1 rRNA gene is annotated in these 728 nt (G+C 53.6%); it reads left to right on the top strand.

Going from position 1 to position 728, the window contains the following annotated elements:
- Positions 1 to 75: 75 nt before the first annotated feature.
- Positions 76 to 728 (top strand): 23S ribosomal RNA (locus KVP10_RS21165); the annotation flags it as partial.

Here is a 728-nt window from a genome sequence, read left to right as displayed (position 1 = left end):
CGGCCTTTGAAAATGATGAACGGCACAAACGCGAATACTCAGAGAGCAAGAACCCTGTAGCACACAGTGTTATAGGATCAAGCGACTAAGTGCATGTGGTGGATGCCTTGGCGATCACAGGCGATGAAGGACGTGGTAGTCTGCGAAAAGCGACGGGGAGCTGACAAACGAGCTTTGATCCGTCGATATCCGAATGGGGAAACCCACCGCGCAAGCGGTATTCCTGGCTGAATACATAGGCCAGCGAAGGCGAACCGGGCGAACTGAAACATCTCAGTAGCTCGAGGAAAAGACATCAACCGAGATTCCGATAGTAGCGGCGAGCGAACTCGGAGTAGCCTTGACGAGATAGCGTGTGCGATAGCCGAAGGGTCTGGAAAGGCCCGCCGTAGCAGGTGATAGCCCTGTAGGCGAAATCGCGCACGTGAGACTAGGCGTCAGAGAAGTAGGGCGGGACACGTGAAATCCTGTCTGAAGATGGGGGGACCATCCTCCAAGGCTAAATACTCGTGATCGACCGATAGTGAACCAGTACCGTGAGGGAAAGGCGAAAAGAACCCCGGAAGGGGAGTGAAATAGATCCTGAAACCGCATGCATACAAACAGTCGGAGCCTCAGCAATGGGGTGACGGCGTACCTTTTGTATAATGGGTCAGCGACTTACATTCAGTGGCAAGCTTAACCGAATAGGGCAGGCGTAGCGAAAGCGAGTCCGAATAGGGCGATTT

Origin of the sequence: Candidimonas humi (genome assembly GCF_019166065.1) — a bacterium.
GTDB lineage: Bacteria > Pseudomonadota > Gammaproteobacteria > Burkholderiales > Burkholderiaceae_B > Candidimonas > Candidimonas humi.
Note: the sequence above shows the minus strand (reverse complement) of the source record. Positions and strands in the feature narration are given on the sequence as shown.